The following is a 23,366-nucleotide window of genomic DNA, read 5'->3' on the forward strand; positions in this document are numbered from 1 at the left end:
ACCGGACGTGCGACGGCCCGCCGCGGCGACGGGTGGCCGGGCGGTAGCGACTAACGTCGACGGGTATGCGGCTTCACGTGGGGTGTGCGCAGTGGACGCACTCGGCCTGGGCGGATCGGCAGCCGAATCCGCGGGAACGGCTGCGGTCGTATGCCCAGTGGTGTAATGCGGTGGAGGGCAACACCACTTTCTACGCGACGCCCAAGCCGGAGACGGTCCGGTCGTGGGCCGCGCAGACCGCACCCGAGTTCCGGTTCGTGGTGAAGCTGCCGAAAACCGTTACCCACGAACGCCGGACGTCCGGCGCCGAGCAGCCGCTGCGCGAATTCCTTTCCGCCGTGGAGCCGCTCGGGCCGCGCATCCACGCGCTGTGGGTGCAGCTGCCGGCGTCGTTCGGGCCCACCGATCTCGGTGCCCTGGCCGAGCTGCTGCGGCAGCTGCCCGAGCACCATCGGTGCGCCGTCGAGGTGCGCCACCCCGCCTTCTTCGACGACGAGCGGACGGCGGCGCGGTTGGAGTACGTGCTGGGGCGGGTGGGCGCCGAGTGGCTGCCGTTCGACACCACCACCCTGTTCGCGAGCCGGCCGACCAGTCCGGGGGAGCGCGAGGCGTGGGCCAAGAAGCCGCGCGTGCCGCGCCGCGTCCGCGCCCTGACCGAATTCCCGATCCTGCGCTACCACGGCCGCGACGACAACGAGGCCACGGTGGCGGGCTGGCGGCCCTGGCTGGACGTCGTGGCCGGATGGCTGCGTGAGGGCCGGTCGCCGACCGTTTTCATCCATACGCCCGACAACTCCGAATCACTACTATTGGCGCGTCGCTTCCATACGGAGGTCCGCGCGCGGATACCCGAGCTCGAACCGCTGCCGGAACCCGCGCCAACAGGGCCGATGACGTTGTTCTGAGGCCGGGTACGGGCGCGCCGAGGCCTTGCGGCGCGCGAAGGAGCCATCTGTATAGTTGGCTCGGGCAACTAGTTAAGTGTGCTAAACACGTCTGCTGGTGTGGGAGAAGGGGATCCCGAGACGCCGTGCGCCGGATCCCGCGCCGGAGGACGACTCACTCTGCTCCACCGGCTCGACTGCAGTATCGAAAAAGTCATCTATTCACGATCGGCCGAACCGAATCAGGGCTTGAACATGACCACTTCGACCACCCGGGAACCGGCCGGGCGGCCGGACACCGAAGCGGACGCTGCGGGCGCGTCACTGTCGCACCGGCAGATCCTCACCATCATGTCCGGCCTGCTGCTGGGCCTGTTCCTGGCCGCGCTGGACCAGAACATCGTGACCGTGGCGATCGTGCGGATCGCCAACAGCCTGCACGGGTTCGACCAACAGGCATGGGCGACAACGGCGTACCTGATCACCGCCACGATCAGCACCCCGCTCTACGGCAAGCTGGCCGACATCTACGGCCGCAAGCCGTTCTACCTGATCGCGATCGGCCTGTTCGTGATCGGCTCGGCGGCTTGCACCTTCGCCCAGTCGATGCCGCAGCTGGCGGCCTTCCGCGCATTCCAGGGGCTCGGCGCCGGCGGCCTGATGTCGCTGGCGATGACCATCATCGGCGATATCGTGCCGCCGCGGCAGCAGGTGCGCTACCAGGGCTATTTCATGATGGTGTTCGGCATCTCGACGGTGCTGGGCCCGGTGCTGGGCGGCTTCTTTTCCGATTACGACCAGCTGTGGGCGCTGGAGGGCTGGCGCTGGGTGTTCCTGGTGAACGTGCCGATCGGGGTGCTCGCCCTGCTGGTGGTCGCGAAGGTGCTGAACGTTCCGCACCAACGGCAGCGATATCGGGTCGACTGGTTCGGCGCGATCATGCTGGCGGTCTGTGTGGTGCCGGTGCTGCTGGTGGCCGAACAGGGGCGCGTGTGGGGCTGGCAGTCGGATCGGGCGCTGCTGTGCTACGGCGTCGGCGTGCTCGGGCTGTTGCTGTTCCTCGCCGTCGAGTTCCTGATGAAGGACGCGGCGCTGATTCCGTTGCGGCTGTTCCGGAGTTCGACGTTCTCCCTCACGATCATCGGCGGGTTCATCGTCGGCATCGCGATGTTCGGGGCGATCTCGATGGTGCCGCTGTATTTGCAGGTGGTGCGCGAGTATTCGCCGACCGAGTCCGGACTGATGATGCTGCCCTTGGTGATCGGCATCATGGTCGGCTCCTGGATCGCCGGGGCGATCACGAAGGCCACGGGGCGCTACAAGATCCTGCCGGTGGTGGGCACATTCGTCATCGCCGTCGGGGCCGCGCTGTTCGCGCAGGTGCAGTTCGACAGCCCACTGTGGCAGCCGATGGTCTACAGCGGGGTGATCGGGGTCGGGCTCGGCGGATGCATGCAGACGCTCATCATCGCGGCGCAGGCCGCGTGCCCGCGCTCGGATATGGGCGTGTCCACGGCCGCCGCGACGTTCTTCCGGCAGATGGGCGGCACGCTCGGCGTCACGGTGTTCCTGACCATCCTGTTCAACCTGCTGCCGCATCGCATCGTCGATGCGTTCGGCGGGCAGCTGCCGCCCGGCTTCGACACCGGCGCGATGACCGAGTTGCAAAGCAACACGAGCGGTATCGCCGCCCTGCCGGCCGAGGTGAAGGAGCCGATCCTGACCGGCTTCACCGACTCGCTGAGCGGCGTGTTCTATGTCGGCGCGGGCATCTCGCTGCTGGCCTGCCTGGTGCTGATGTTCGTGAAAGAGATTCCGCTGCAGGATCCTTCGGATAGGGCGGCCGAGCCGAGCGCGACCGACCCGTGGGACGAGATGGCGGCATGGGAGTCCGCGCCGGCACTCGCCGAGCCGGAACCGGTGCTGGTCGGTGCGGGCGGCCCGGCGACGACGGAGCGGCGCTCCGGTGCCTTGGTCGAAACCGCCGGCGGCGCATCCGCGTCGGCGACGGCGGTGCTGCTGTCGGCCGAATCCGGTGCGAGCGCGGCACATTCGCTCGACGGCCGCATCCATCGCGAGGACGGCCATCCCGTCGGCGATGCCGCGCTGACGCTGATCGATCAACGCGGACACCAGGTTTCGCGGGCCACCGGCGGAGGCGACGGGAGCTACCGCATCGACGCACCGAGTCCGGGTGGCTACGTGCTCATCGTCGCGGCGAACGGATACCAGCCGTCCGCCGTGAACGTCATCGTCGGGGAATGGCCGCAGGCGCTGGACATCACGCTGCTGGGCACCGGTGAGGTGGTGGGCGTGGTGCGCACGGGGCACGGCGACCCGCTACCCGGGGTGACCGTGACACTGACCGATTCGCAGGGTGAGGTGGTCGGATCGGCGGTGACCGACACCCAGGGCCGCTACGTCTGTCACGGGGTGGTGCCGGGCGGCTACACGCTGGTCGCCGTCACCGACCACATGCGGCCCGCCGCAACGACATTGACCGTGCCCGACAGCGGCCGGCTGCGCCACGACATCGAACTCGGATCCACGGGCGTGGTGGCCGGGCTGGCCTGGGCCGACGGGCATGCGGTCCCGGACGCGCAGGTCCTGGTGCTCGACGCACACGGCGACCCGGTCGCCTCCACCCGCACCGACGCCAACGGCCAGTACGTGGTCAGCGACCTCCCGCAGGGCGAGTACACGGTGGTGGCGCGCGGCTACCCGCCGTCGACCAGCCGGGTGGTCGTGGACCGCGGTGAACTCACCCACGACGTGCGCCTGGGATACGAGGAGTCGCAGGATCTGGCTTGAGCCGGATCGCCGGCCTGCGGTGTACGGCCGACCGGCGGTCCTGTGCTCATTCGGCCTCCGGCCATCCACCGTCGTTGAGGTCGATCCGACCTCCGGGGCCCGCCGTCATTCCGGCGTGCTTTGTCCGGAATCCAACCGGGCTCATTGGGCACTGTGGATCCCGGCCAAGAGCGTGCCGGGATGGCGGGTTGCCGGGTTGCCGGGTTGTCGGGGTGCCGGGTTGTCGGGGTGCCGGGATGGCGGGTTGTCGGGGTGCTGGGTTGCCGGGATGCCGGGGTGCCGGGGTGCTGGGACGGCGGGGTGCCGGGGTGCGGTTGCCGGGATGTCGGGATGGCGGAGTGCGGGGTTGGCGAGTTGACGGGCGCCGGGGCCGGGGCGGCGGTTCGCTAGGTTGCTTCGAAGGTGGTAGCTACCACCTGGCGGACATGATCCATTGTCGCGGAACCGGTTTCGCGGCCGACCGAGGTCATGTCGACCTCGGGGAGGCCGCAGGCCACGGCCCACCGCCAGGGCTCGAGATCGCCGTCGACGTTCAGGGCGAAGCCGTGGCTGGTGATGCCGCGGCTCTGGCGCATGCCGATGGAGACGATCTTGCGGCCGGTCGCGGCGGTCCACACGCCGGTGAGAAGTTCGGAGCCGGGCGGTGTGTCGCGGCGCTCGGCGGCGACGCCCAGCGTGCCGAGCGCGTCGATCAGGCGGTACTCGACTTCGCGGATGTAGTCGACCACGCCCTCGCCCGGCTGTAACCGGACGATCAGGTAGCCGACGAGCTGACCGGGGCCGTGGTAGGTGAGCTGGCCGCCGCGGGTGGTCTCGACGACCGGGATGTGGTGGGCCGGATCGGGCAGATGCTCGCGCGGGGTGCGCCGGCCGATCGTGTAGACCTGGGGATGGCTGAGCAGCCACAGCGAGTCCGGGCGTTCGCCGCGGTGGCGCTGGTCCACCATGTCGGCCATGCGCTCCATCGCCTTGTCGTAGTCGACGAGCTCGTCCTGGATCAACGTCAGCGGCCTGGACCTCATGCTCCGACGATACCGCCGCTCGGAGCCGGGAAACGCCTCCCTGTCGGAGCCTCGGAGTACGGTCGGACTCGACGGTCCCAGGGGAAATGAGCCGGCTTCGCCAGGAAGGAGGGGAGAGGTGGCGACAAGCGCCGATGTGCTGGTCGACGCATACGAACGGATCCGGGAGGTGGTGCACGAGGCGGCCGACGGCCTGGACGAGCAGGCGCTGACCTACCGCATTGATCCGGGGGCGAACTCGATTGCGTGGCTGATCTGGCATCTGACCCGGGTGCAGGACGATCACGTCGCGGATGTGGCGGGCACCGAACAGGTGTGGACCGCGCAGGGCTGGTATGACCGTTTCGCGCTACCGATCGGCAAGGACGCCACGGGCTACGGCGACGGTCCCGCCGACGTCGCGCGCATTCAGGCCCCGGCCGACCTGCTGACCGGCTACTACGACGCGGTGCACGAGCAGACGCTGCACTACCTCCGCGGCCTCACCGACGCGGATCTGGATCGCGTCGTCGACACCTTCTGGACGCCGCCGGTGACGCTCGGCGTCCGGCTCGTCAGCGTGATCGGTGACGATCTACAGCATGCCGGTCAGGCCGCGTACCTGCGCGGCGTCATCCAGCGGACGAGGTAGCGGCCGTCAGGTCGTGCTCCTGTGACGCGTCGTCGCGGCTTCGATGGCGCCGGTTGTGCACGATGCTGCTGATGAACGCCGCCCCGATGATCGTGACGCCGAGCAGGCCGGTGACGATCTCGTTGAGGTGGTGGCCGGTGGAGTAGAGCAGGACGGCGGCCAGGGCGCCGATGGCCCAGTGCGCGCCGTGCTCGAGGTAGACGTACTCCGACAGGGTGCCGTGCCGGACCAGGAACACGGTGATCGAGCGGACGAACATCGACCCGATCAGGCCGAGCCCGAGGGCGATGATGATCGGGTCGGCGGTGATCGCGAACGCTCCGATGACACCGTCGAAGGAGAACGACGCGTCCAATACCTCGAGGTAGAGGAAGCCGAAGAATCCGGCCTTTCCGGTCGCGACGACCAGCGGGCCCGGTCCGCTGCGTTCCGCCTCGTGTTCGCCGTCCAGCGCCTCGCTCAGTCCGTTGACCAGGATGTAGGTGACGATGCCCAGCACACCGGCGACCATCACCACGTCGGCCTTGTTGTCGGCGGTGATGAAGCCCGCGGCCACCACGAGCGCCAGCAGCGACACGACGGTGGGGAACATCGGGAACCGGCCCAGCCGCGCCAGCGGCCGCTCCAGCCAGGTCAGCCAGGTGAATTCGCGGCTGTTGCAGACGAAGTCGAGGAACAGCATCAGCAGGAACATCCCGCCGAATGCCGCGATCTTCGGATTGGCCTCGTTCAGCAGCGTCTCGTAGCTCGGTCGTCCGTCGGCGAAGTAGGCCGCGCCGTCGGGCGGGGGATTCAGGGCCAGCTCGAAGGCGTTCAGCGGATCGAGGTGGGCGGTGATCGCGACGATGACCAGCGGGAACACCAGCCGCATGCCGAACACCGCGATGATCACGCCGATGGTGAGGAACATCCGTTGCCAGAACACGCTCATGCGCTGCAACACGCTGGCGTTGACCACCGCGTTGTCGAACGACAGCGACACCTCGAGGATGCCGAGGATTACCGCGAGGAGCAGGGCTTCCGGGCCGCCGTAGATCAGTGCGGCAACCAGGGAGAGCGCGGTAACTATGAATGACAGGGCGAACACACGCACGAACATGCCGATGCCTTTCGCAGTAGACCGAACCCGCGGGGGTCTTGTGGATCTCCACGGGCAGCGGCAGCCAGAGTGCCCGCAACCCTCACTCGATTGTTGCAGCCAAATGGAAGAAACGACAATCGGTACAGATTGTGAGATCGGGTGAGCCTATCCGGAACCCCATACATTCCTTCGTACCAGCCGTGGGTCTCAGTACCAGCCGTGGGCTTGCCAGAACGCCCACGCACCGTCCGGCCCGCCATAGCGTTTGTTCATGTAGTCGTAGGTCCAGCGGATCTGGGTCACCGGATTACAGCACCAGTCCGGACCGGCGGTGCTCATCTTGTGTGCCGGAAGTGCCTGGCCCAGCCCGTAGGCGCCCGACGTCGGGTTCACGGCGAAGACGTTCCAGCTGCTCTCCCGGGTGATGACGTTGTCGAAGGACGAGAACTGGTGCGGTGGAACGATGAAGCGGGCCATGGTCTGCGGGGCGAGCCGGAAGGCCGGCAGCACCACGCCCAGACCGATGCCGACCAGGTCGGGAACCAGCGCCGAGCCCGCCTGCGTGCGTCCGAGGCAGGTATCCGCGTCCCGGGCCCGGGCGGCCTGCGCCTTCACTCGGTCGGCGGCCTCGTCCGAGTCGAGGGCGTGGTCGCCGAGGGGCTGGTCGCTGAGGGGCTGGTCGCCGAGGGAATGGGCCCAGCCGTCCGGACCGGCCGGTGCCGCGGCGGGCTCGGCGGCCGCGGCATCGTTCTCGGCCGGGCCGGGGACCGCATCGTCCGGACCGGCCGGAGCGGTGTCGGCCAGAGCCGTGCCGGCGGTGCGGGTCGGTGCCGTGCAGGCGGCGGCTCTGGAGACCGGGTCGTCGTAGGCCGCCGCATCCTCCGCGGCGGCGACGGCGGCGCAAACCGTCAGGGCGCCCGTTGCCAGAACCACGACAATGGCCGTACGGGCCAAGCGCATAGTGCGCGATCTCGGCTGCGGCATCGCGAGCACGCTCCTTCCGCGTCGGCATGCGAATCCCGAAAGGCCGATGGTGCGAATAAGAGCAAACCATTAGTTATCGATAGGGGCGGAGAGGTTCCCCGGCGTGTCTGTGGTTCAGGTCACATGTCCATGCCGAGTAGTGTCCGCAGGTGCCGCGGCGAGGGTGATCCGTGGGCCAGCATGGCATCGTGCCACCCGCGCAGCGATACGGCGGCAGGGCGGGCATCGGCGATCGCCGACATCTCCGTGTAGCCCACGAAATAGGTGGACAGCTGGGTCGAGCTCAGCTGCGCACGCCGCCACTTGCCGGCCGCCTCGCCCTCCTCCTGGAAGCCGCGGTGCAGCATCAGATCCATCGCCTCGGACTCGCTCAGCCCGTCGCAGTGCACGCCCTGATCCAGAATCGCGTTGATGGTCGTGCGCAGCAGCGACTTCAGCCGCTGCAGGCGCACCGGCACGCCACCGAAACCGTGGTCGGCCATCAGCCGTTCCGCGTAGCAGGCCCAGCCCTCGATGAAGGTGCCGCTGGCGCACAGCCCGCGCGCCGCCGTCGAACCGCGGAACCGCCGCGCGTGCGCCAGTTGCAGGAAGTGCCCCGGCATCGCCTCGTGCACGGCGAGATTGCACAGCATGTGATTGTTGTATTCGCGATAGAATGACGCCACCCGCTCGGTCGGCCAGTCCGCCGGTGCCGGGGAAATGGCGTAAAGGGTTGGCAGATCACTGGTTTCGAGCGGTCCCACGGAATCGCAGTAGGCGACGGCGACACCCCGCGCGAATTCCGGCATTTCCAGCACGACCAGGGCATCGTCGACGGGCGTGACCAGATCGTGTGCGCGGGTGAAGGATTCGGCATCGGCCAGCGCCGTCTCGGCGACCGAGACGACGGTGTCGTCGTCGGGGCGGTCGGCCGACAACTTGGCCAGTGCGGTGCGGACGGTGTCGTCGTCCGGGTCGGCCACGCCGAGTAGTTCGCCTGCGGCCGAGCGTATTTCGTCGGATACCAGGTCCAGGTGACGGTGCGCGCGGTCGAGCAGGTCGGCGGCGCTCAGCTCGGTGTCGAGGGTGTGCCACAGCTTGGCCTCCCACAGCCGCCGGCCCAGCCGCGGGTCCCGGGCGGAGTGCTCGAGGCGATGGGTGAGCCAGCCGGTGAATTCGCTCAGCGCCGCCGAGGCGGCCGCGGCGGCCGGGCCGATATCGGCGCCCGGCACCTGCTCGGCCAGCCTCGGGACCTGGTCGCGGATCAGCCCGGCGACGCCGCCGAACTGCCCGATCGCGGTCTCGACGTGGATGCGCGGGCACTCCCGCAGGACCGTGCGCGCGGTGGCCAGCGCGTCGGGCAGGGCCTCGAGCCGGGCGGCGAGCAGTTCCAGTCGCCGGTCGGGCGGCGCGAACGGCCGCTCGAGCAGGTTGTAGAGCAGCGGTCCGGGATTGTGCAGCAACGGATTCCATTCGTGTTCGCGCAGCTCGGTGAGCGCGAACAGCTCCGCGTCGGCCGCCTGTTGCAGCAGCGCGTGGTCGATGCGATCCTCCGGCGGCAGCTCCAGCTCGTCCACCTCGGCCAGCGTGTGCGACGCCTCCCGCAGCATCGCCGTCTGCGCCCGCACCGCGTCCTCGGACCAGTCCGGCAGGCGATCGTCGGCGCGGTGATCGCCGACCGCCGCCGCGACGGCCGGGTCCGCCCGCAGGACGGCGTCGACGATCCGTTCCGCTCGGTGCACGAAGGTCTCCGACATGCGCGCCACGGTACCCGGCGTGGCATGATCGTCTTCGGTCCGGCAGGATTCGATCGAGCACTTGCCCTCCGAAATATCCGGTACCGATACGAAATCCGCGCGAATGCGAGAAACTCGGTGTCGGAAACGACCCGGACGATGTCAGGGAGTAACGATGGCCCAGCCTTCTGCCGCTTATCCGAGCGTGGCGCCGGTCGGGGTGGACACCACCCGCGCCAGCATCGCCCGCGTCTACGACGCGGCCCTCAACGGCAAGGACAATTTCGAGGTCGACCGCACGGTTCTCGAACAGGTGCGCGCCGTGGCCCCGCAGGTGAACGACCTGGCCTGGGCCAACCGGGATTTCCTCATCCGGATCTGCCGCTTCCTGGCCGGCCAGGCGGGTATCGATCAGTACCTGGACCTGGGCTCGGGCCTGCCGACGGCGGAGAACACCCACCAGGTGGTGCAGCGCGTCCGGCCTGCGGCGCGGGTGGTCTATGTCGACAACGACCCGATGGTGCTGGCGCATGCGCGGGCGCTGCTGGAGGAGAATCCGGATACCAGCATCGTCACCGGCGACATCTTCCGGCCACTGGACGTGCTCGCGAATCCGGTGGTGCGCAGCGAGCTGGATTTCGGCCGGCCGCTGGCGATTTTCCATATCGGCACGATGCACCACTATCTGGGCGACGACGGTGCGGCGCTGCTGCAGACCTATATCGATGCGATGCCGTCGGGGTCCTATCTCGCCATTGCTCATTTCTGCGATCCGGAGACGCCCGAGTCCAGCGAGCTGGCCCGGCAGATGGAGGAGAAGTTCGTACACAGCCCGATGGGCAGCGGGCGGTTCCGCACACACGCGGAGATCCGGGCGATGTTCGGCACCCTCGAGCTGGTCGAGCCGGGCCTGGTGCTGTGCGACGACTGGTGGCCGGACGGGCCGCGGCTGGCGCCGCTGTCCCCGGTGCGTCACTGCATCGTGGGCGGCGTCGGCCGTAAGCCGTAGATTCCGGTTCCGTTCCGCCGCAGCGGTTTCGGTAGCTGCTACAGGAGCCGGACGTTATGCTTCGCGGTCTCCAGGACCTCGTCGAAGTGGCCGCTGAGGGTCTGCTTGGCGAGGCTGAGCGTGAAGCCGGCGGCGGTTTCGGCGGGGACGTGGCCCGGAATCGCCAGCGCGTACTTGTCGACCAGCACGTCCAGCACGAACGGGCCGTCCCGGTGATTCAGCGCGGCGCGCAGGGCGGCCCGGATCTCGTTGGGCTGTTCGACCCGAATCCCGGTGGCGCCCAGGGCTTCCGCGACCCGGGCGAAGTTCGGGTTCCGGAAGCCGGTGCCGTAGGGGATGAGGCCGGCCTCCTGCTGTTCGATATTGACGAAGTCGAGCATGCTGTTGTTCAGCACGATGTGCACGACCGGCGTCCTGCGCTCCACCTCGGTGAGCAGGTCCCCGAGGCCGAGCATGGTGAAACCGCCGTCGCCGCACAGCGCGATGGTCTGGCGGTCGGGGAAGGCCAGTTGCGCGCCGAAGGCGTTGGGCGAGGCGTTCGCCATCGACGCCCACGAGAACGACCCGAACATGCGCCGGTTCGGCCCGTAGGTGATGTAGCGCGAGGCCCAGATCACCGCGGTGCCGGTGTCGACGAAGAACAGGGCGTCGTCGTCGGCCTCCTCGTCCAGGATGGTGGCCAGGTACTCCGGCCGGATCGGCGTCATATCCGGGCCCTTGGTGACGTAATGCTGCATCTGCCTGCGGAAGCGGTCGGTGTGTTCGACGCACTTGTGCAGGAAATGGTCGTCGCTCTTCGGTTCCACCAGCGGCAGCAGCGCGTCGACGGTGGCGCCGACATCACCCACGAGGCCGAGCTCGAGCGGGACCCGGCGGCCCAGATGTCGTGCCGTGCGGTCGATCTGGACCACCTTGACCTTCGACTGCGGCAGGAAGTTGGCGAACGGGAAGTCGGTGCCCAGCATGAGCAGCACGTCGCACTTGTTCACCGCCTCCCAGCAGCCGCCGTAGCCGACCAAGCCGGTCATCCCGACCGCGTTCGGGTTCTCGTACTCCAGCCACTGCTTGCCCTTCATCGAATAGCCCACGGGGGCTTGCAGTTTCGCGGCGAGCGCGCGAACCTGCGGTCCCGCGTCCGCGCATCCGTCGCCGCCGAAGATCGCGATATTTCCCGCGGCGTTGATCAGGTCGGCCGTGGCGGCGACCTCGGCGGGCGCGGCCGGACCGATCTTGGTGCATGGAATCGGAACGCGCAGAGCGATATTCGGTGCGTCCTGTGCGGCCACATCGCCGGGGAGCGAGATGACGGTCGGGCCGTGTTCGGCGAGCGCGACCGTGATCGCGCTGCCGACGACGTGGTGCAGCTGCGCCGGATTGCCGATCCGGCCGATGTAGTGCGCCGCGGTGTCGAAGAACTTGTAGGGGTTCAGCTCCTCGACCGTATCGCTGTCCAGCACAACGGTTTCGCTGTCCCCGGCGATCGCGATCACCGGGGCGCCCTCCTTGCGGGCGTCGAGCAGGCCGTTGATCAGGTGCGCCACGCCGGGGCCGGCGGTGCCGCACACCGCGACCGGCCGCCCGGTCAGGCATGCCTCGGCGACGGCGGCGAACACCCCGAACTCCTCGTGTCGCACGTGGACGAAGTCGATGGAGCCGTTGCGACGCATCGCATCGATCACCGGGTTCAGCGCGTCGCCGACGATGCCGTAGCAGCGCCGCACCCCGGCCGAAGCGAGCATTTCCCACAAACCGTCCGCGACGTTCTTCGCCATTGCCGCTCTCCCTCGTGAGTGCTTGCGGTGTGGATCACGCGGTGGTGCAGAGGCAGTCGATACAGACCGATTGGTCGGGATGCTACCGGTTGGGCGGGCCGGCGGCGGCGACTGTTATCGGAATGCGAGCTACGCGGACACAGAACTGCCCCCGCCGCATCGGGTGCGGCGGGGGCAGAACTCGCGGAAGCGGCGGCTAACCGGTCGTCGTCGGGTCCGGCTTCTTACCGTCCTCGGGCACCTTCACCTCGTCGGAGTCCTCGGCGTCGGGGTCCTTGGTATCGGAGTCCTTGTCGCCCTCCGATACCTCCTCCGTCTCGACCGGCTCGGTGACCAGGCCGAACTCGCTGTCGTGCTGTTCGGTACCGGCCAGCACGGCATTCTCGATCAGCAGCGCGCCGTGTTTCTCGCGCAGGATGATCGGGTCCTGGGACACGTCCTTGTACAGCGCCACACACATCAGGCCCATCACGATGGCGAACGGTAGTGATACCACTGTCGTGAGGGCCTGGAGACCGTTCAAGGCCCCGTCGAGTTCGTTCGCGTCGGCGATGACCAGCATGATGGCGGCGACCGCGCCGGTGGCGGCGCCCCAGAAGGTCACCGTCACCTTGGACGGTTCCAGGCTGCCCTTCTCCGACAGCGTGCCCATCACGATGGAGGCGGCGTCGGCGCCGGAGACGAAGAAGATCGCGACCAGCACCATCACCAGCGCGGCGGTGATCGAAGGGATCGGATATTCATCGAGCAGATGGAACAGCGCGAAGTTGGAATCGACGGATCCGCCCGGTTCGGTCAGATCGTGGCTCTCGCGCTGCTGGAAGATGGCCGCGCCACCGAAGATCACGAACCACACCAGGCTCACCAGGCTGGGCACCAGCAGCACGCCGGTGACGAACTGGCGGATGGTGCGCCCGCGGCTGATCCGCGCGATGAACATGCCGACGAACGGGGTCCACGAGATCCACCACGCCCAGTAGAAGATCGTCCACTGCGACAGCCAGCTCTTCTCGGCGTCGCCGCCGATCGCCGCGGTGCGCGAGGCCATCGCGGGCAGCTTGTCGATGTAGTCGCCGAACGTGGTCGGCAGCAGGTTGAGCATGAACAGCGTCGGGCCCAGCACGAAGACGAAGATCGCGATGATCAGGGCCAGCACCATGTTGATGTTCGACAGCCACTGGATACCGCGGTCGATGCCCGAGATCGCGGAGAAGATGAACGCGATGGTCAGCGCCGTGATGATCGAGACCAAGCCGACCTTGCCGATCGAATCGACCCAGCCGTTGAACTCCATGCCCGCGCCGATCTGCAGCGCACCCAGGCCCAGCGAGGCGGCCGAGCCGAACAGGGTCGCCCAGATCGCCATCATGTCGATCGCGCGGCCGGCCAGCCCCTCGGACCGTCGGCCCATGATCGGGCGGAACACCGACGAGATCAGCTGTGAGCGGCCCTTGCGGAAGGTGCCGTAGGCGATGGCCAGGCCGGCCACGGCGTAGATGGCCCACGGGTGCAGCGTCCAGTGGAACAGCGTCTGCGCCATCGCCGCCTCGATCGCCTGGTCGGTCTCCGGGTCGGCGGTGCCCGGCGGCGGCTTCACGAAGTACGTCAGCGGTTCGGCGACGCCCCAGAACATCAGGCCGATGCCCATGCCGGCGCTGAACATCATCGCGATCCAGGACACGGTTTTGAACTCGGGTCCCTCGTCGTCGTCGCCGAGCGGGATCTTGCCGTACCGGCTGGCCGCCAGCCAGATGACATAGACGACAAAAGCAGACGCGATCAGGACGAATAGCCAACCGGTATTGGTAATGACCCAGGATTGCGCATTCGACGACGCGGACCCGAGGCCCGCCTGATCGAAGATGCCCCAGGCGACAAAAGCCAACGAGCCGATCGCGGTGACGCCGAATACCAGCCGATCCAAGCCGCGATTGCGATGCGACTCTGCGGTCGGATTCTCGACGCTGTCATCTGATCCGTCGGATATGCGGTCGGTGTCTATCGACATCAGATCCGAGTTCCTTTCAGAGTATGGGCGCAGGCTGCTTGAAGCCCCCATTACTAGTTTGAGCAACCGTACAGCGTCCCATGCGGTGGCGCAGCGGGTACCGCCTACTCGGCCGGGTACCCGGAGGGGCTACGCTGGTTCGATCGCGCCGTGGCTAACTCTGGTCGCGGTGCGTCCGATCTCGCCGAATGCGCGGTCTACCAGTGGTGACCGTGATATGCGCAATCGTTTCCAGCTGGATGGTTATCCCGTGGACAACTCGCGATTCGGGCCGGGAAAATTTGTCCCGCCGTGTTGTCGTGCCGGGGGTTTCGCGCACTCGGATTCTGGGTAAGGCGCGTGAAATTCGGCATATTACCCGGCCGTAGGAACCGGGCCGAAAGCATGCCGGGGGAGCGGAACAAGCATGTCAAGCCGGTGAAACCAGTGGGGCGCCCAGAGGCGGAATGCGGACGGCCTCTCATACGGCATCGGTTTCGACGAGTCGCGGCGCCGGCGGAGCGGATTCGCCGATGCCGCGCCGGGTGCGCCGCCAGACGTAGGCCAGGAAGATCACCAGGCCGAGCAGCGGGACAGTGCTTATCGCCCAGCTGATTCCGAGTGGCGGGCCGGGTTGCTGGAGCACGGCGAGGTTGCGCAGTTCACCGGTGCCGTGTCCCTGGGGGCCGTCGATTTCGAACCGGAAGGTCCAATTCCCCTCTTTTTCCAGGGAGGTGACGTCCAGGCCCCAGACGTCGCGCTTGCGGGGATGCCGGGACAGCGGTGTGGGACGGTAGGCGCGGCCGTCCGGTTCGATCGGGGTCAGCGTGCCGGACCTGCCCTCGATACCGCCGTCGGGAATGAAGGTGAAGTCCAGCGACTGCATGGCCCGCAGCGGCCAGGTGCTGAATCCGACGGTGATCGCGTACGGCCCCGCCTGGACGCGCTCGGTGTGCACGATGTTCACCGGTTCGTAGGCGGCGGCGGTGCCGGCCGGGATCATGGTCAGGCCGAACGCGACGAGCAGCGCGGTGGCCGCCGACAACAGTCTGGTGATCATGCGCGATCCTCCGCCGCCAGGCGCAGCACGGCGCCGAACCGCCGGCCGAGAAAGCCGCCGAGACAACCGAGTACGCCACCGGCGACGGCGGTGGCGACGATCACCGCGACGCCCGGCAGCAGCGAGTCGTAGACCATCACCCGCTGCCAGGGCGCGCAGACGGCGATGATCAGCCCGCCGAGACCGCCGGCCAGGGTGGGCACCAGCCATCCGGTGCGTTGCGCCCGCAGCAGGACGAGATCGGCGATCACCGCGACGGGGACCAGGCACAGCGGAATCAGGGTCGGCGTGACCGGGATGAACTGCTCGTTCTCGCGCATCGGCAGTCCCACCGCATCGGCGTAGGCGTGGGCCGCCCACGGGGCGAACCACCAGAACACCGCCTGGAGTACGGCCGCCGAGACGGCCACGATCGTCGCTCCCCAGCGCAGGAATCCGGCGCCGGCGAGGATCAGGAGCACCACGATGAATGCGGTGACCGCCGTGGTCCACCGGACGGTGCCGGCGGACAGCTGCTGCACGGCCAGCGCGGTGATCACGCTCGACACCACCAGGTGCCCGAGGCTCGCCAGCGTGCCGAGCCGGCCCCACAGCCGGTGGCGGGCGGCGGCGAACACGATCACGGTGCCCACCGAGGTGACCGTGCTGGACAGGAACAGCCCGATGTGCGGTGGCGAGTCGATGACCGCGTCGAAGCCGTAGAGGCTGTGCCACCACAGATCCCACAGGCCGTAGAGCAGGAATGATGCCGCGCCGAGGCAGGTGATCAGATAACCGAGCGGGGCGGTGAAGGTCCGGCCGAAGACGCCGATGCCCGGTCCGCCGAGTTCGGGGTCGGCCGGGCGGCCGCCGCACCCGGCCGCTGTGGTGGCGAGAACCACTGCGAGACCGGTGATTCCGGCGATGGCGGCGCTGGCGTAGATGAACAGGTGCGGCACCGTGAAGAAGGTGTCCGGGCCGACGTCGGCGTGCCATTGGATATCCCAAGTGGAGCCGACCGCCCAGATGATGGTGGCGGCGAACAGGATCGAGGCGGGCAGCCAGGGCCGGATGCCGGTGGCGCGGGCGGCCGGCGGGGCGGCGGTGCCCGGTAGGGAGGCGGTCAGATCCATGGTGGCTGCTCCTGGTTCCTCATCGAGGTGCTTCGTGTTCCGGCGTGCTTCGTGTTCCGGCGTGCTTCGTGGTCAGGCGGCCCGGACGGAGAAGGTGGCGGTGCCGTCGCCGGACGGGCCGGACAACCGCACGGTGATCTCCCACTGCCCGGACATCGGCAGATCCAGCGCGGCGCGATAGCGGCCCGGCCCGATCGCCTCGGCCGTGGCGGGCGGTACGGCATGACCCATCTGCGGCATCGCGGGCTCCACCAGCACCCGGGTCGGCGACGCGGGCGCGGCCTGCCGGTCGGTGATGTCGAATTCGACGGTATCGGCGCCGGAGCGCACCGAGCCGTCCAGCCGAACCAGATAGGGCCCCGCGGGAATTCGCTGCACCTCGCCGTCACCGCCGGGCCACCAGAACCACGTTGCCGATCCGGCGACCACCACCGCGACCGCCGCGGCACCGAGCGCGGCCCGCCGGTTCACCGCGGCACCGCCGCACGAGAAGTGACGTCCGATCATTGCGGCGCACCTGCTTTCACGTCCAGAATCGCCGGCACCGTGCGGATCGAGTAGTCGCGTTCGGCCTGGGCCCAGACCAGGTAGCGGCCGGGGAGCGGGAAGGTGTAGGTGAACGAGACGTCCGGGCCGTAGGCGGCGACGGTTTCGTCGGGCGGCTGGGTGCCCGGGGCCGGCATCGGTGCCATGGCGTGGGCGTGTGCCCAGACGGGAGCGGCGGTGGCGGCGGTTCCCGCCGGCGCCGATTCGGGGAGCGGGCCGACGGCGATGAGGTGGCCGAGCATGCCCAGCCAGAGTTGCAGATCGGCGGGGCCGCCGAAGCGGACGGTGAGGGTGCTGGGGCTGCCCGCGATCGGATCGGTTGTCCTCAGCGAGAGTTCGCTCGACGGCGGTGTCGTACCGGGGTGCTCCGATACGGACGATGTGGGCGGCGTGGTGGGAATCGGTGCGCGGGGCGGAGGCTCGGCCGGACCTCCCGGGACATGCAGCGCCGACCGCAGCAGTTGCAGCCCGCCGCCGCGGCGCGAGACCTCCGCGGCGACGGCGTAATCGCCGGGTTCGGGGAGCGCGAGCCGAACCTGGAACGCGCCGGGAGCCGTCCGGATCGGATGGACATGCCAGAACTGCCCGGACGGTCCGACGATCATGAGGTGCATCAGCGCGTCGTCGGTGATCAGCAGGTCGTCGACAGGGCGGCCGGTGGCGCTGTCGGTCAGCGTCAGGTTCAGTTCGGCGGGGCCGCCGGGCCGGGCGCCGCCCGGGGTCCGCAGGGTCAGATTGGCCGGTGGCCGCGAGTAATTCGTGATGGCCGGAAGGTCGCGTTCCGGATAGGGATCGCCGGCCGTGGCGGAGGTGGGGTCTAGCAGGCTGCCCGCCGGCCGCGGCGGCGGCGCGCTCGACGACAGCGTGGCACCGGTGATGCCGACCGCCAGCGCCGCCACCATCGCGCCCGCCGGCAGCAGCGTGACCCAGCCGCGCCGGGAGATCAGCGCCGTGCCGACCGAGATCAGCAACAGCGCACCCGCGGCGAAGAAACCGCCGTACGCGGCGCGTTCCCACGGCGTGACGACCTGCGCCGCCACCAGGAACGGGATCCGCGCCGTGCGCTCGCCGTCGGCGACGGTCAATTCCCAGGGGCCCGCGTGGTCCACCCGCAAGGTTGCCGGATGGGGCCCGGCGCGATCACCGAGATCGACGGTGGTGGACGAGCCGGCGCCCGCGCGGTCGGCCGGTGTCGCGCCGAGAGTCAGTGTGCCCGGCGCGGATCCGGCATGGGTGACGATGTCGACCCGCAACGGACCGGGCACCGGCTGTGCCCGGCGCACGATCACGGTCAGCTCCCGATCGCCGAGCGACTGCGCCACCGAGATATCACCGCCGGACGCCGCGCCGTCGGCCATCGCCGCAGGACCCCCGGCCAGCGCCGCGAGCACGCACACGACAACCACGACCGCCGCCCGGCGCAGCCCCCACATATCAGCGACGTCTCGAAGTCGTTGCCCGCGTACACCGCTGCACACACGAAACCCGAAGGTCAAGAGCGGAACAAGATCTCGGCGGCCGGTGCACCACATCGATTATGCCGTGCCGCGCACGGCGTTTCACCGGCCCTGCCGACAGGACAGCCACCGGTCAACCGGACTCCGACGACAAGGAACAGTCCCGCAGTGCAGTTCAATGCTGTCGCGATGGCGGTGGTCCCCCGTTACTGGCACGATCGTGATCGAAACCGGGAGGACCGATGGAACACCGGAACGCGTACACCTCGACCGTGCTGTCGGTCGGATTGCACCCCAGCGCCGTGGACTACAGCCGGTACCCGCAGTTGGATGAGGCGACACTCACCGCGCGTATCGAAGCGGGCGAAGCCGCACTGCGCGACGCCGGATTCGACATCGTTACCTGCCGGCTTCCGGCCGATCCCGAGGCCGCCGAGACGAAGGTGCGCGAATGCGTCACGGGCCGGACTTTCCGAGTCGCCATGATCGGCGCAGGCGTTCGCATGGCTCCCGAACACACTCTCCTGTTCGAGTGCCTGGTCAACACACTCACCGACCTTGCTCCGGGAATCCGCTTCTGCTTCAACACCGCACCTGAAAACACCATCGACGCCTTACGCCGGTGGGTGGAACCCACCGAGCGCTGAGGTTCGAAGGGGTGCGCCGGGTCGACGCGGGCGGCGGTGTTGTGGGGACTGTCCGCGCGCCCGGCGCAGTCTGTGGGGGCTACTACTGCGTCAGGCGGCGGCGCAGCAGGTCCTTGCCCTGCTGGGCGCCCTTGCGGCTCTCGCCCTGCGCGCGACGGAAGAATTCGGCCAGTTCGGTGTCTCCCGCGCGGTCGGCGTCGGCCGCGTAGGTCTGCATCTTCAGCGCGTTGTTCAGGCACGCCTCGGTGAACCGGATCAGGTTGTAATCCTTGTCCATGGTGCCGGTGATCTCGCCCGTTTCGGTGGCCTGGGTGTCGGTGGCCTGGGTGTCGGTGGCCTGGGTCATCGCCCTGCTCCCTCCTGTCGTGAGCCAACGGTCGTATCCCCGCGCTACCCGCACCGCGTAGGTCGAAACACCGGCCGGGCCGACACGGGTTCATGATCGCCGGGAACCCCGGCCGGGTGCGATCCGTTCTAGTCGTGGCTCTCGGCCACATATCGAACCGCCTTCGGCCACAAACGAACTTTCGAGTCACGAAAGGGGACCGGCAGCCAATGTCTGTCGCACATCACGATCGGTTGCTGTCCATCGTGCGTGCCGTCGCCAACAACCGCGGATACGCCTGCCATCTGACCGATCGCGACGTGGTAACCCTGTCCGGAGCAACGACTTTCACCGTCCCGCTCGGGGTCGTGCGGCAGCAGGCGGCGGATCGACCCGAACATCAGTGGCCCGCGCTGGTCGCCGCCCATATCGACCATCGCGCGGTCGCGGGCGCGCGCGAGCGGGAAACCCCGCGCGGCCGCATCGATTTCGCCACCGTGCGGGGGTTGCTGCGGACCAGGCTGTACTCCACCGAATCCGCGGGCGTGGATGTGGTGCGGCGGATCGTCGCGCCGGGGATCATCCAGCGGATCCTGATCGACCGGGGGGATACCGTCGCCCCCGTCACCTACGATCTGCTGCGGCAGTGGCGGATCGGCGAATTCGAGCTGTTCGCCCTCGCCGAGCACAATGTCCGCGCCGCGGCCGGGGTGACCGTGCACCGCGACGAGTCCGGCGAGCCCGTGGCCGAGGATCTGCCGCCGATGTCGATGCTGACCGGTCCGGACTACCTGACCGCGCACGTCCGCTGGCTCGGCGAGTACGCGGTCGTCGGTCCCGGCGGTGCGGTGCTGACCATGCCGTCGCAACAGTCCGTTTACGCCTACCCGGTGGCCGGCGCAGAGGTCGTCTCGGCCGTGACGGCGCTCGCGCAGGTGGCCGTCACGGCGTACGCCGAGGAGCCCGGGCCGATCAATCCGTGGGTGTACTGGTGGCGTGACGGCCAGCTCGATCTGGCCGCCACCACCAGCGGCGACGACGATCACGTGTCGATCTACCCCACCGGACGGTTCCGGCGGTTCGTCGAGAGCATGGGCGGCGAGCTGTTGGCAGTGGACGAGTAAGCCGGGCAGGAATGCCGCTGCGGCACTGTGCCTTACGGGCTGCCGTCGCGCGGCGTGCGGGCCGACATCGTCGGACGTGCCGTGGGGCCGCTGCGGTATCCCGGGCGGGCGCTACGGTTCGCGGCCGGTGCCAGGGCTCGTGGGCTGGTGTTAGGGCTCGTGGGCCGGTGCTAAGGCTTGCGGGCGACGGCGCCGTAGGCGTCGAGGAGGTCGGTCGTGCCGATCCGGTGTTTCAGCGGGCGCCAGTCGGTGATCGGGACCAGCCCGGGCTCCACCATCTCCAGACCGTCGAACCACGCGCCCAGCTGCTGCGGGCTGCGCAGCACGTACGGCACGCCGCCCGATTCGATCAGCTTCTCGCCGCCGGCCACCACCGCGTCGCCCGTGTTCGTGCCGTCCCACAGCACCAGGTAGCTGCCCGGGGCCAACGGGCGCAGCATGCGCGCGACGATATCGGAGACGACCTCGGCATCCGGCTCGTAGCCGAGCACGCCCATGAACAGCACCGCTATCGGACGGTCGAAATCCAGGATCTTCGCGGCCTCGTCGAGGATGCGGTCGGGATCGTGGTAGTCGGCGTGCACGTAGGTCGTCATGCCCTCCGGGCTCGTGTTGGTCAGCAACGCGCGCGCGTGCGCCAGGACCAGCGGGTCGTTGTCGACGTAGACGATGCGGGACTCGGGCGCGATCTGCTGGGCCACCTCGTGGGTGTTCTGCATCGTGGGCAAGCCGGTGCCCACGTCGACGAACTGCCGGACTCCGGCCGCACCGGCCAGATGGCCGACCACCTGGACCAGGAACTCCCGCGACAGCTTGGCCATCCGCACGATATCGGGATAGACCTCGGCCACCGCATCGCCGGCCGCGCGGTCCGACGGGTAGTTGTCGCTACCGCCCATCCAGTAGTTCCAGATGCGGGCGGCCTGGGGCGTCTCGATATCGATGCCCTCGGCAGCCGCGCCCTCGACAGCCGCGCGATCGTCGGTCATCGGCTCATGCTACCTGCGGGACTCGCCTCCCGCGCAAGGAATTACGCCGTGTCCGGATAGGCCGCGCCGAGGCGGGAGAGTTCCTGTTCGATCGCCAGCGCGGCGTGGTGCTGCCCGGCCGCCCGCAGCTGCGCGATCCGCTCGTAGACGGCGTTGATGCCGTATTCCCTTGTGACGTCGAGTATTCCGATGCGGCTCGCATACGAGGGCGCGGGTGTCGCGACGGCATGCATGTCCGCGGCGGTGTCCATGGTGATCTTCATGGCATCGGTCACGGGTGTCCCCCTGACGAGACGTGGTCCGATGGTGTGCCCGTCGAGTCTACCGTCCGAATGCACGTGCAGCAGCACGTGCACAATCGGCGGCGGCGCGGGCACGGACATCGGAGGTGCCGCCGAAAATGTTGTGGCACACTCGATGACGCGTGACCACAGCCTCTGACGGGAGGGACCCGTGATCGAGAGCACTGCCGGCCGTGCGGATGCGGCGGACGGAGACGGTCCGGACGCCGATCCCGCACTGCTGCGCATGGTGCTGGGCGCGCGGCTGCGAAAATTGCGCGAGGCCGCGGGGATCAGCGGGCAGGAGGCCGGCCGGGCGATCCGTGCCTCCCATTCGAAGATCAGCCGCCTCGAGGCCGGCCGGGTCGGGTTCCGGGCGATCGATATCGACGATCTGCTGAGCCTCTACGGCGTCGAGGACGAGGATGTCCGGTCCGGATTCCTGCTCCTGGCCGAACGCGCCAATGCCAGCGTGCGCTGGCAGGTCGACGACGATTTCGCCGCGCAGCGGATGGACACCTACCTGGCGCTGGAGGATGCGGCCTCGGCGGTCCGTTCGTATGCGCCGGGCGTGATTCCCGAACTGTTGCAGACCGCGGCGTACGCGCACGCGGTGTCCACGATCACCAGGCCGGGTCCGACCGGTGACGTGCAGCGCCGGGTCGAACTGCTGATGCGGCGGCAGCGGCTGCTGCGCCGCCCGGACGGGCCGAAGGTGTGGCTGGCGATCGAGGAGGCGGTGCTGCGCCGCCCGTTCGGCGGGCTCGAGGTCTGGCGCGACCAGCTCGACCACGTCGCCGAGGTCGCCGAGCGGACCGGCGCCACCGTGCAGATCGTGCCCGACCACATCGGCGGGCCCGCCATCTGCGCGGTCCCGTTCACCCTGCTCCGATTCGACGCACCGGACCTGAGCGACATCGTGCACCTGCACCACGCCACCGGCGCCCAATTTCTGGACCGGCGCGGCGAATTGGACGCCTACCATGGCATCTGGGACAGGCTGTGCGTGCACGCCGCCCCGCCCGGCCGGACCCGCGACCTGATCTCCGCGGCCATCGTTGCCGGACCGACCATTCCGACCACTGGATAGGCTGATGATCGACGACCAGGATTCCGGCGCACCGGAGATCGAGATCGACACCTCGATCGCCCACGAGGCGCGCGTCTACGACTACTGGCTCGGCGGTAAGGACAACTATCCCGCCGACCGCGCGCTCGGCGATGCCGTCGCCGCCCACGTCCCGACGATCAAGACGATGGCCCGCGCCAACCGGGACTTCCTCGCCCGCTCGGTCCGCTACCTGGTGTCCGATGCCGGGATCACCCAGTTCCTCGACATCGGGACGGGCATCCCGACCGCCGGCAACACCCACGAGGTCGCCCAGCGCCTGGATCCGGGTGCGCGCGTGGTCTACGTCGACAAGGATCCGATCGTGCTCGCGCACGCCCGCGCGCTGATGACCGGGACGCCCACCGGCAGCACCCGCTTCATCCCCGCCGATCTGCACGATCCGCGCGGCATTCTCGACCATCCCGCGCTCGTCGAGACGCTCGACCTGAACCGGCCCGTCGGCATCATGCTCGTCGCGATCATGATGTATTTCCGCGACGCCGATCGTCCGGGCGATGTCGTCGCCACCCTGCTGGACGCCGTGCCGTCCGGCAGTTATCTCGTCCTCACCCATCCCACGGCCGATTTCGATCCGGAGGCCATGGCCGCCGCCGCGGCGGCCGCCGAGGCCTCCGGTATCGCGTTCGTACCCCGCAGCCACGCCGAGATCGGCACCCTGTTCGGCGGCACCGAACTGATCGAGCCGGGCATCGTGCCCGTCGCCAGCTGGCGTCCCGACCTCGCCGACGGCCCCACCGCCGTCGGCGATCCGCACAGTGCCTGGTACTGGGCGGGTATCGGCCGGAAGCCCTGAACCG

21 protein-coding genes are annotated in these 23,366 nt (G+C 68.8%); 8 read left to right on the top strand and 13 right to left on the bottom strand.

The window, feature by feature from the left end:
- The first annotated feature begins 65 nt into the window (after nt 1-65).
- Nucleotides 66-905 (top strand): DUF72 domain-containing protein, encoded by an 840-nt coding sequence (locus tag D892_RS0118350; RefSeq protein WP_024802649.1) that lies wholly within the window; start codon nt 66-68, stop codon nt 903-905.
- Nucleotides 906-1,139: 234 nt separating this feature from the next.
- The gene (locus D892_RS0118355; protein WP_024802650.1) at nt 1,140-3,695 is read left to right on the top strand and encodes an MFS transporter; all 2,556 of its coding nucleotides are present in this window, start codon (nt 1,140-1,142) and stop codon (nt 3,693-3,695) included.
- Nucleotides 3,696-4,081: 386 nt separating this feature from the next.
- On the opposite strand, the gene lipB is transcribed toward D892_RS0118355, so the two are convergent.
- Nucleotides 4,082-4,717 (bottom strand): lipoyl(octanoyl) transferase LipB, encoded by a 636-nt coding sequence (gene lipB / locus D892_RS0118360; RefSeq protein ID WP_036567209.1) that lies wholly within the window; start codon nt 4,715-4,717, stop codon nt 4,082-4,084.
- A gap of 118 nt (nt 4,718-4,835) precedes the next feature.
- On the opposite strand from lipB, the gene D892_RS0118365 reads away from it, so the two are divergent.
- Nucleotides 4,836-5,348 (top strand): DUF664 domain-containing protein, encoded by a 513-nt coding sequence (locus D892_RS0118365; protein WP_024802652.1) that lies wholly within the window; start codon nt 4,836-4,838, stop codon nt 5,346-5,348.
- Here the strand turns inward: D892_RS0118365 and D892_RS0118370 are convergent.
- From D892_RS0118370 to D892_RS0118380, 3 genes are all read right to left on the bottom strand, one after another.
- On the bottom strand, nt 5,329-6,447 hold the full coding sequence (locus tag D892_RS0118370; RefSeq protein WP_024802653.1) for a DUF475 domain-containing protein: 1,119 nt from the start codon (nt 6,445-6,447) through the stop codon (nt 5,329-5,331). The two genes, D892_RS0118365 and D892_RS0118370, sit on opposite strands and share 20 nt — an antisense overlap.
- A 189-nt stretch (nt 6,448-6,636) precedes the next feature.
- Nucleotides 6,637-7,362, bottom strand: a complete 726-nt coding sequence (locus D892_RS48600; RefSeq protein WP_232236109.1) for a transglycosylase SLT domain-containing protein — start codon at nt 7,360-7,362, stop codon at nt 6,637-6,639.
- A 170-nt stretch (nt 7,363-7,532) separates the two neighbouring features.
- Entirely contained in the window at nt 7,533-9,149 is a 1,617-nt protein-coding gene (locus D892_RS0118380; protein ID WP_024802655.1) for a DUF885 domain-containing protein, read from the bottom strand.
- Between the two features lie 154 nt (nt 9,150-9,303).
- Between D892_RS0118380 and D892_RS0118385 the strand changes: the two genes are divergently transcribed.
- Nucleotides 9,304-10,137 carry an SAM-dependent methyltransferase gene (locus tag D892_RS0118385; protein WP_024802656.1) on the top strand — a complete coding sequence of 278 codons (834 nt, stop codon included), beginning with the start codon at nt 9,304-9,306 and terminating at the stop codon, nt 10,135-10,137.
- Between the two features lie 38 nt (nt 10,138-10,175).
- Here the strand turns inward: D892_RS0118385 and D892_RS0118390 are convergent, their stop codons facing one another.
- From D892_RS0118390 to D892_RS0118415, 6 genes are all read right to left on the bottom strand, one after another.
- Nucleotides 10,176-11,909 (bottom strand): thiamine pyrophosphate-dependent enzyme, encoded by a 1,734-nt coding sequence (locus D892_RS0118390; protein ID WP_024802657.1) that lies wholly within the window; start codon nt 11,907-11,909, stop codon nt 10,176-10,178.
- Between the two features lie 196 nt (nt 11,910-12,105).
- Nucleotides 12,106-13,917 (bottom strand): BCCT family transporter, encoded by a 1,812-nt coding sequence (locus D892_RS0118395; RefSeq protein WP_084161116.1) that lies wholly within the window; start codon nt 13,915-13,917, stop codon nt 12,106-12,108.
- A 460-nt stretch (nt 13,918-14,377) separates the two neighbouring features.
- Nucleotides 14,378-14,956, bottom strand: a complete 579-nt coding sequence (locus tag D892_RS0118400; RefSeq protein WP_024802659.1) for a hypothetical protein — start codon at nt 14,954-14,956, stop codon at nt 14,378-14,380.
- A complete protein-coding gene (locus D892_RS0118405; RefSeq protein ID WP_024802660.1) occupies nt 14,953-16,068 on the bottom strand; it encodes a hypothetical protein in 1,116 nt (371 codons plus the stop codon). Before D892_RS0118405 ends, D892_RS0118400 begins: the two co-directional genes overlap by 4 nt.
- A gap of 72 nt (nt 16,069-16,140) precedes the next feature.
- Entirely contained in the window at nt 16,141-16,575 is a 435-nt protein-coding gene (locus D892_RS0118410) for a FixH family protein (RefSeq protein WP_063629962.1), read from the bottom strand.
- Nucleotides 16,572-18,047 (bottom strand): hypothetical protein, encoded by a 1,476-nt coding sequence (locus D892_RS0118415; protein ID WP_024802662.1) that lies wholly within the window; start codon nt 18,045-18,047, stop codon nt 16,572-16,574. Before D892_RS0118415 ends, D892_RS0118410 begins: the two co-directional genes overlap by 4 nt.
- A 266-nt stretch (nt 18,048-18,313) precedes the next feature.
- Between D892_RS0118415 and D892_RS0118420 the strand changes: the two genes are divergently transcribed.
- Complete coding sequence (locus D892_RS0118420) at nt 18,314-18,718, top strand: hypothetical protein (protein WP_024802663.1); 405 nt, start codon at nt 18,314-18,316, stop codon at nt 18,716-18,718.
- Nucleotides 18,719-18,800: 82 nt separating this feature from the next.
- Here the strand turns inward: D892_RS0118420 and D892_RS41460 are convergent, their stop codons facing one another.
- A complete protein-coding gene (locus tag D892_RS41460) occupies nt 18,801-19,064 on the bottom strand; it encodes a hypothetical protein (protein ID WP_024802664.1) in 264 nt (87 codons plus the stop codon).
- Between the two features lie 209 nt (nt 19,065-19,273).
- On the opposite strand from D892_RS41460, the gene D892_RS0118430 reads away from it, so the two are divergent.
- Complete coding sequence (locus D892_RS0118430) at nt 19,274-20,167, top strand: hypothetical protein (RefSeq protein ID WP_024802665.1); 894 nt, start codon at nt 19,274-19,276, stop codon at nt 20,165-20,167.
- 170 nt (nt 20,168-20,337) lie between these two features.
- Here the strand turns inward: D892_RS0118430 and D892_RS0118435 are convergent, their stop codons facing one another.
- Both D892_RS0118435 and D892_RS0118440 read right to left on the bottom strand, forming a co-directional pair.
- The gene (locus D892_RS0118435; RefSeq protein WP_024802666.1) at nt 20,338-21,156 is read right to left on the bottom strand and encodes an SAM-dependent methyltransferase; all 819 of its coding nucleotides are present in this window, start codon (nt 21,154-21,156) and stop codon (nt 20,338-20,340) included.
- A 41-nt stretch (nt 21,157-21,197) separates the two neighbouring features.
- Nucleotides 21,198-21,431 (bottom strand): hypothetical protein, encoded by a 234-nt coding sequence (locus D892_RS0118440; RefSeq protein WP_156959561.1) that lies wholly within the window; start codon nt 21,429-21,431, stop codon nt 21,198-21,200.
- Nucleotides 21,432-21,609: 178 nt separating this feature from the next.
- Between D892_RS0118440 and D892_RS0118445 the strand changes: the two genes are divergently transcribed.
- Both D892_RS0118445 and D892_RS0118450 read left to right on the top strand, forming a co-directional pair.
- Entirely contained in the window at nt 21,610-22,527 is a 918-nt protein-coding gene (locus D892_RS0118445) for a helix-turn-helix transcriptional regulator (protein ID WP_024802668.1), read from the top strand.
- A gap of 4 nt (nt 22,528-22,531) precedes the next feature.
- Nucleotides 22,532-23,362 (top strand): SAM-dependent methyltransferase, encoded by an 831-nt coding sequence (locus D892_RS0118450; RefSeq protein ID WP_024802669.1) that lies wholly within the window; start codon nt 22,532-22,534, stop codon nt 23,360-23,362.
- Nucleotides 23,363-23,366 lie beyond the last annotated feature (4 nt).

It is taken from the genome of Nocardia sp. BMG51109, from assembly GCF_000526215.1.
Lineage (GTDB): Bacteria > Actinomycetota > Actinomycetes > Mycobacteriales > Mycobacteriaceae > Nocardia.

Coding starts and splice junctions, on each gene's coding strand:
- D892_RS0118370 (WP_024802653.1), bottom strand. CDS start 6,447: ATGTTCGTGCGTGTGTTCGCCCTGTCATTCATAGTTACCGCGCTCTCC.
- D892_RS0118380 (WP_024802655.1), bottom strand. CDS start 9,149: ATGTCGGAGACCTTCGTGCACCGAGCGGAACGGATCGTCGACGCCGTC.
- D892_RS0118385 (WP_024802656.1), top strand. CDS start 9,304: ATGGCCCAGCCTTCTGCCGCTTATCCGAGCGTGGCGCCGGTCGGGGTG.
- D892_RS0118435 (WP_024802666.1), bottom strand. CDS start 21,156: ATGACCGACGATCGCGCGGCTGTCGAGGGCGCGGCTGCCGAGGGCATC.
- D892_RS0118355 (WP_024802650.1), top strand. CDS start 1,140: ATGACCACTTCGACCACCCGGGAACCGGCCGGGCGGCCGGACACCGAA.
- D892_RS0118390 (WP_024802657.1), bottom strand. CDS start 11,909: ATGGCGAAGAACGTCGCGGACGGTTTGTGGGAAATGCTCGCTTCGGCC.
- D892_RS0118415 (WP_024802662.1), bottom strand. CDS start 18,047: ATGTGGGGGCTGCGCCGGGCGGCGGTCGTGGTTGTCGTGTGCGTGCTC.
- D892_RS0118400 (WP_024802659.1), bottom strand. CDS start 14,956: ATGATCACCAGACTGTTGTCGGCGGCCACCGCGCTGCTCGTCGCGTTC.
- D892_RS0118450 (WP_024802669.1), top strand. CDS start 22,532: ATGATCGACGACCAGGATTCCGGCGCACCGGAGATCGAGATCGACACC.
- D892_RS0118405 (WP_024802660.1), bottom strand. CDS start 16,068: ATGGATCTGACCGCCTCCCTACCGGGCACCGCCGCCCCGCCGGCCGCC.
- D892_RS41460 (WP_024802664.1), bottom strand. CDS start 19,064: ATGACCCAGGCCACCGACACCCAGGCCACCGACACCCAGGCCACCGAA.
- D892_RS0118350 (WP_024802649.1), top strand. CDS start 66: ATGCGGCTTCACGTGGGGTGTGCGCAGTGGACGCACTCGGCCTGGGCG.
- D892_RS0118395 (WP_084161116.1), bottom strand. CDS start 13,917: ATGTCGATAGACACCGACCGCATATCCGACGGATCAGATGACAGCGTC.
- D892_RS0118410 (WP_063629962.1), bottom strand. CDS start 16,575: ATGATCGGACGTCACTTCTCGTGCGGCGGTGCCGCGGTGAACCGGCGG.
- lipB (WP_036567209.1), bottom strand. CDS start 4,717: ATGAGGTCCAGGCCGCTGACGTTGATCCAGGACGAGCTCGTCGACTAC.
- D892_RS0118420 (WP_024802663.1), top strand. CDS start 18,314: ATGGAACACCGGAACGCGTACACCTCGACCGTGCTGTCGGTCGGATTG.
- D892_RS0118430 (WP_024802665.1), top strand. CDS start 19,274: ATGTCTGTCGCACATCACGATCGGTTGCTGTCCATCGTGCGTGCCGTC.